Raw genomic sequence first — 6,837 nt, forward strand, 5'->3', positions numbered from 1 at the left:
GCATCTTGCATTGGCGAGCCTTGGTCTATCTTGGTAGACTTTGGTAGCTAAAAAGTATCGGTTCAGGTATTTGTGGGGACTGTGGTTGTACCGGAACCCTGGCCACTGGACGGCTGGTACACTGGGGCTTTGCTGTGTTCGGTAGAGTTGTTGCTGACCGGGTCTCGATACTATTCCCTGGATCATCAAGAGAACGCACTACCACAGTCACAGCTGGTTCCGAGGTACCGTAGTCTGGGTGAGTTGCGATCGCACTCAAGTAATCCCCAGGCTGGACATTACTAAGACTAATCCCAAACTTCCCTTCTTGATCTGCTTCGGCTGTAGCAATCTTTTTGCTCAAGGCACCATAACCAGGGGTTTTTGGGGAAACCTGGTCTACAACATAGATATCTACCTCAGAACCAGGGTCAGCTAACCCATCCAAACTGACCTGACCATCCCGTTGAAAAAACTCTACCGCTAACCACCGAGGTGTATTCACAGCATTATTGCCAGTGTCTCGCCTACGGTTAGGAGAGTCTCGCTTGGGGTTTGGTCCATCACCCACTTGATAATGCCTTGCTCCGGTGTGGTTTCTAGTTACTAGGTCAATGCTCAGCCCTTCTAGAGCCGCAAATTGATTATCTTGGATGATATTGCGATCGCTTTCTGGATAAGCAGCAACCACCACTCCTGGTCCTGCTTGGTGAGTGATTTGGTTACCAATGACTTGATGGTCATCTCCCATCAAATATATGGCAGCCCGACGTAAACGGTGTCCATTATACTTAATTTGGTTATTCCGAATGCTGACAGCACCCATAGGTTTAAATAGGTACACAGCGCTGCCGTCGTTGCCGCAAATTAAGTTAGAGTCAATAGTGGTGTTGTCGATAGTACCATCTAGACGAATAGCATCTGGCATCCCAGCCATCCCGTTACCAACGATGATATTCTCGGTAATCGTTAGATCCCTCGCCTGCTTGGAGGTAATAATCCCGCTACCGTCGTGATAAGCAATTCGATTACGCCGGATCGTAACTCCTGTCCCGTTAAACACCCATACCCCAAAAGCTGACATGGTTGATGGCATACTCTCATCGGGGGGTATACCTAGCCAAGTGTTTTCTATAATCACCGATTGGGGAGGTTTGTCGGCAGCAAACTGACTCTTGTAAAATTTACTGTCGTAGTCGGGTGGCAGCCGATGGGAAATCAATATGTCTGCTGGTGTTGAGATGACAGTTGCTTGGTGCTCACCGTTAAATCCATATATACTTAAACCTTTTATAATAACATCATCATTAATAATTGTCAAACCTTGAAAAATTTCTACTGTTTCCGCTGGAGTAATTGCCACCAATGGAATCGGGATTTCAATCTCAGCAGTAGCTGATTGATCTCGGTTATAGCCAGGTTGGGTAGTGCCATCTACGATTACTCCAGCAGTCGCGATGGGCGGCAAGTGTTCTACCAAACGAATAGTGGTTTGCTGGCCAGGTAAATTAAACTCTATTTTTGACCGTGCTGGGGAACTTAGGGATTCTACTTGAGCTTTTTCTGTGGGACTAAGTTGGTCTAGGGTTAATGTGCCGTTGATCAGGTTAATAGCTTCCCTCAGGGTTAAGTTATTGTCTGGTTTTACTGAACCATCTTGGTTGCTATTGACGACTACTTTTAGGGGTGATGGTTTTGGTTGGGCTAGGGCTGGCTTAATCAAGGCAAAAGGCAAAAGGCAAAAGGCAAAAGGCAAAAGGCAAACGGTAACAGTATGGATGAACTCTTTTGAGTCTAGGGTTGATAATAAACTAGGTATATACTGGTTTGTTTTGATAAGTCTAGGGTTTTCTTTTTTATTAATACAACCTGAAATTAAACTAGAATAGTAAGGATTTTTTTTTGAGAGTTTGAGGTAGACTTCTGACTTTAAATCCGAAGTAATTCTATTTGGATTCATAGCTGCTTACTTTTAAGGATTAATATACTGATAAATAGTAATTTTTTACTGGTTTATGGTCTGACACCATTTATAGTTAAAGATAAACTAGATATTTCTGGTAATTAATAATAGTAAAAAACTCATTAATTGGTTGTTATACTCAAATCACCAATCATCAATTACCGGAACACACTATTTTTTTCTATTCTTATTGCTTGTGTGTTGTCGTCTTCGGATTTGTCGTTAGAAAGGGGTTTGCTGTTGTCTTCTAGCCCTTCTTCAACCACAGGTTGGTTAGTTTTCTTGGGATTGTCTTGGTTTTGGTTATCTTCAACAATCGATTCAGTTTGAGATTCCTGCTGCTGGGGTGGTGCTACCTTTTGATTGCCAAAGCCGCCAAATAGATTACCAATCAGCCCATCAAGTTTGACAGTAAGTCCTAAATACGGACCACTGGCGGAACGAGAGCCACGGAAGTCGTAGTCGTCAATATTACCAAAAGCGTATCCAGCCGCAAGGCGCAGACTCGGACTCAGGTAGTAGCCAGTTTCAATCAGGAAGCCATTTTCAAAGTAGTCTGCTGAAGGTTGAGAGATAAAGCGACCTTCACCGACTATATCCCAGTTGTAGCCTAAACGATAGGATGCTCTGAGTTGACCGAGATGAATGGTGCTATCTCCGATTAAATCATTGGATAAATAGGATTTACTATAACGCAAAGCATATTTACCGTAGAATTCCCATCGCCAGTTGGGAGCATATATCATTTCGCCGGAAAATAGATGTTCGTTATAACCACTACCACTGCCCAATAAAATCGTGTCGGGAATAGTAGCGGGATTCTGGCGAAATTCATAGCGCATTAAAGCGTTAAAGTTATCGCTCTCGGGATTGCGGTAAGCAACACCTACCCTGAGATTGATCGAATTTCCTAATCGGCTCCTAAGCCTTTGATTAGCACCATTCGCCTGCCGATAACTAAACAAAGCAGTTATCGCAGGAGACAATTTCCCAGAGGCGGCACCAGTGATTACAGTGTTGTTGCCACGATTAGAAGAACGATGCTCCCATTTGAAGCTCGCTTTGAAATCAGGACTGTCAGTGTATTCAAATCCGATACTGTAGCTTTCTCCACTCTCAAATCCAAGGGCAGAGGCTCCTTGACCAAAAGCGTAGGGTTGACTGAACTGATCAGCAGCAGCATTTTCTCCAAGGAAGTTACCTAATACCCGCTCATAAGCAAGGTTTAGTCGCATACCAGGGAAAATCGTCCAGCCGTGCTTCAATCCGATAGCGCCCTGACCGGTCATCTCATCTAATCCCCCGACAATAGAGTAACGTCCAGAGATGGTGGTATCAGAGCCAAGATTGTAATCGCCACTAACACCAAGATGGGTAATTTGCTTGCCCTCCAATTGCCCTCGGGTAAACCATTGTTGTCCCACATTGATAGTAATTCCTGGATATACTCGCCAGTCTAATCCGATCGCAGTCCGGTCTGAATACACTGAATCGGTTTCGCTGGATAGAGTTAGTTCATTGAGAGCCTGGAAAGTGAGGTTATCAGTTAAGGGCATTTTAAAACGCGATCGCAACTGATTGGATGTACGACTTCTAGAGTCATCTTTACGGTCTTCGCGATCGCGAAATACCCAGTCGAGTTGGAGGCTACCCGGACCAATACGTTGCTTAATCCCTGCAATTACAGTAGTTAGAGAATTATCCACCCGATTACCAGCCTGGGGTTCGGTACGGGGGTCGAATAAATCACCAAAGCTAGTAACAACTCGGGGGGCTATACCTCGGTTAGTTTCCCGGTCTACCTGTACCCGAAAATTAGTCGTATCAGTCAGTTTGGCTTGAAACTGAGCACCATAACGGGTTTGACCAGGAACAAAGCTAACGGTAGCGTTATTGGCAAAGCCAGTTTCAGTGGAGCGCAAATAAGCCTTACCGGAGAAACCATCACCAAATTTACCGTCTAGTTGGACGCGGTAGGCTGAACCGCTTACTAAGCCTAATTCGTCAGAATCATTGGTAGAGTGAGCGTATTCTGTGATTAATTGAACATCCTCCCCGAAGGAGAACAAAGCATCCACACCATAAAGTTCAAAGTCTCTAGCTCCCTGATTTTCCCGCAGATAGCTAGCGCCGAGCCAACTCTCTTGATTAAGTTCCCGAGAGAAGTTGTATTGAAACCGACCTGCGTAAATATTAGTATCTTCGCTATCCCCATCAAATTGATAGGTAACAACAATCCGTCGCACTAAGACTCGTCCTTCCTGATCCAAGTCAGTACGTAACATTGGTTGGTTGAACAATAAAGTGCCACGGTCATAGTCAATTTCATAGTCACTGACCCGACTGAGACGTTCTCGTTTAATTACAGTACCAGGTCGCTGTAGTTCTTCTAACTCGATGTAAACCTCTTCTGAACCAGCAACCAATAGTCGCCGGGAAAGAAAGTAAAAACCACTAGTACCATCAGGGGCAATCGTATCCCGCTGGAAGCCTTCCACGTTATTGGCGAACAATCCAGTAATTTGAAACTTACCAAAGTTGTAGTTAGTCTTGAAGCCGTGGAGTTTGCGCCTCGTGGAGGTAAATAGCTGAGAGCGTCTAGAAAACTCGTCAGTGTTGTAATCCCCCCACATCAAATAGTCCGCTTCTATTCCTACTTTTGTACCAGAGCGTTCTAGCCTCAGATAGAGATTATCTATAGAAGGAGTGGTTACATCCACTGTCGAACTATCACCGTAAACGGGATAGTCTTGTTCAGAGGATTGGTACTCGCGAAATAACCGATTACTGTCATTACAATCACAGCCTTTGTTCAAAGCATGGTCAGTATTAAATGACCCAGTGATTAACCAATTCCCAAGGCTTCCGGTGAAGAAAGCAGCGGATCGGATGTCAAATTTAGTGTCATCATCTTCATCTTCTGGTAAAAAGTCCCGAAAGCTCTTGAAAAAGTCTGTCCCTTCAGTTCCCAAACGCATATCGATCACACCGGTGATTAAACTCGGGCGCAGTGCAGTGTCAAACTGCATTTGGGTAAAGGCTTCTAAATCACTAGTAGCAGCACTAATCCGAATGGTTTTAGCGTCTAAGCCTGAGCGCAGTTCAGTAGTAAATTGCCCCTTTCGAGCTTCTACCTGAAATCCCGGGTGGTCTGGGTTTTGGTCTACACCAACGAACTCACCGTCACTGGCGTATAAGGTAACAATGGTATCGCGGTGAGAGACATTACCGAATTTATCCAATAACCGACCCTGAACCGTTGCTAGAGAACGTCCATCCGCTGGGATACGAGCCTCGCGCGTTTCCACAACCAGTTTATCGGGTGTTCCCCTTACTTGTACCGGTATAGAAATTACGTTATCTGACCCATCGATAGTGGCAGTGATCGTGTTTTCCCCTTCCCTAAGGACAATACCATACCAAGTCCGAGTTATAAGATTAGTTAGTGTATCTGTTTCTGTGCGTCCAATGAAGGAGGGGTCTACCAGTTTGCCATTGACCCGAAGTTCCACCTCAGCTCCCAAAGCATATTGTAAAATAATACTAGTTGCTGGAATATCTAATACCTTATCCGAAGTAGGGGCAAGTACTTTTAAATAGGATGATTTGGGTTTAGAGCTAGAAGATGGAGTCGATTCTCTTCTGGGTTGTTGGCGTCTTTGTCGGCGGTTGCGTCTTCTTTGCCGTATCCAGTAGTTGGCGATTTCGAGAGTGTCTTGGTACTCTTCTCCCAATTCTGCAAAAGCAATGGTTGGAAGTTCAACTGGTTTTAGGTCAAGGTTAAGTGATGCCCGCTGTGTCAAATCCAGGCTTAAGAGTTGTTCCTGTGTTAGGTCAAAGCTTGCTAGTTGCTCCTGTCTTAGGTTAAAGCTGATTAGTTGCTCTTGACTCGGTTCAATTACTTCTGGTGATGCTTCTATCTGCTGGATTGGTTCAGGATTAACAGTAGGATTGAAACTAACGGTTTGTTGCGATTGACCGTAGGTCACGCTACGCGAACGCACCTCCAGCTTGTCTAATTGAGCTTGATTTAAATCTAGGTTAGGTAATTCACCATTAACAGCAAACTCAGGTAAGTCTCCAACTTGGATATCAATATCAGGTGCGTAAGCAATCTCTTGATTTGACTGAGTTTCTGGAATCGGTATAGTTTGTCTACCTTCAGGATTAACACGATTGAGACTAATGCTTTGCTGGGATGGCAACTCCAGATTGTCTAATTTATCGTTAGTTAAATCTAGGTTAGGGAATTGCTCACCATTAACAGTAAACTCAGGTAAGTCTCCAACTTGGATATCAATATCAGGTGCGTAAGCAATCTCTTGATTTGACTGAGTTTCTGGGTACGGTATAGTTTGTCTAGCTTCAGTATTAACACGATTGAGACTAACGGTTTGCTGCGTACGCAGTTGAAGGTTGTCTAATTTATCGTTAGTTAAATCTAGGTTAGGGAATTGCTCACCATTAACAGCAAACTCAGGTAAGTCTCCAACTTGGATATCAATATCAGGTGCGTAAGCAATCTCTTGATTTGACTGAGTTTCTGGGTACGGTATAGTTTGTCTAGCTTCAGTATTAACACGATTGAGACTAACGGTTTGCTGCGTACGCAGTTGAAGGTTGTCTAATTTATCGTTAGTTAAATCTAGGTTAGGGAATTGCTCACCATTAACAGTAAACTCAGGTAAGTCTCCAACTTGGATATCAATATCAGGTGCATAAGCAATGTCTTGGTCTAACTGAGTTTCTGGGTACGGTATAGTTTGTCTAGCTTCAGTATTAACACGATTGAGACTAACGGTTTGCTGCGTACGCAGTTGAAGGTTGTCTAATTTATCGTTACTTAAATCTAAGTTAGGTAATTCACCATTAACCGCAAACTCAGGTAAGTCTCC

Annotated in this window: 2 protein-coding genes; both read right to left on the bottom strand. The window is 44.0% G+C overall.

All coding sequences use genetic code 11. From position 1 onward, the window contains the following. Positions 1 to 25 precede the first annotated feature (25 nt). Positions 26 to 1,939: a right-handed parallel beta-helix repeat-containing protein gene (locus F6K37_RS20040; protein ID WP_287251708.1), complete on the bottom strand. Its 1,914-nt coding sequence runs from the start codon at positions 1,937 to 1,939 to the stop codon at positions 26 to 28. A gap of 161 nt (positions 1,940 to 2,100) precedes the next feature. Continuing rightward, a complete protein-coding gene (locus F6K37_RS20045; protein WP_502887759.1) occupies positions 2,101 to 5,946 on the bottom strand; it encodes a TonB-dependent receptor in 3,846 nt (1,281 codons plus the stop codon). Positions 5,947 to 6,837 lie beyond the last annotated feature (891 nt).

The organism is Moorena sp. SIO4E2, assembly GCF_010671945.1.
Taxonomy (GTDB): domain Bacteria; phylum Cyanobacteriota; class Cyanobacteriia; order Cyanobacteriales; family Coleofasciculaceae; genus Moorena; species Moorena producens.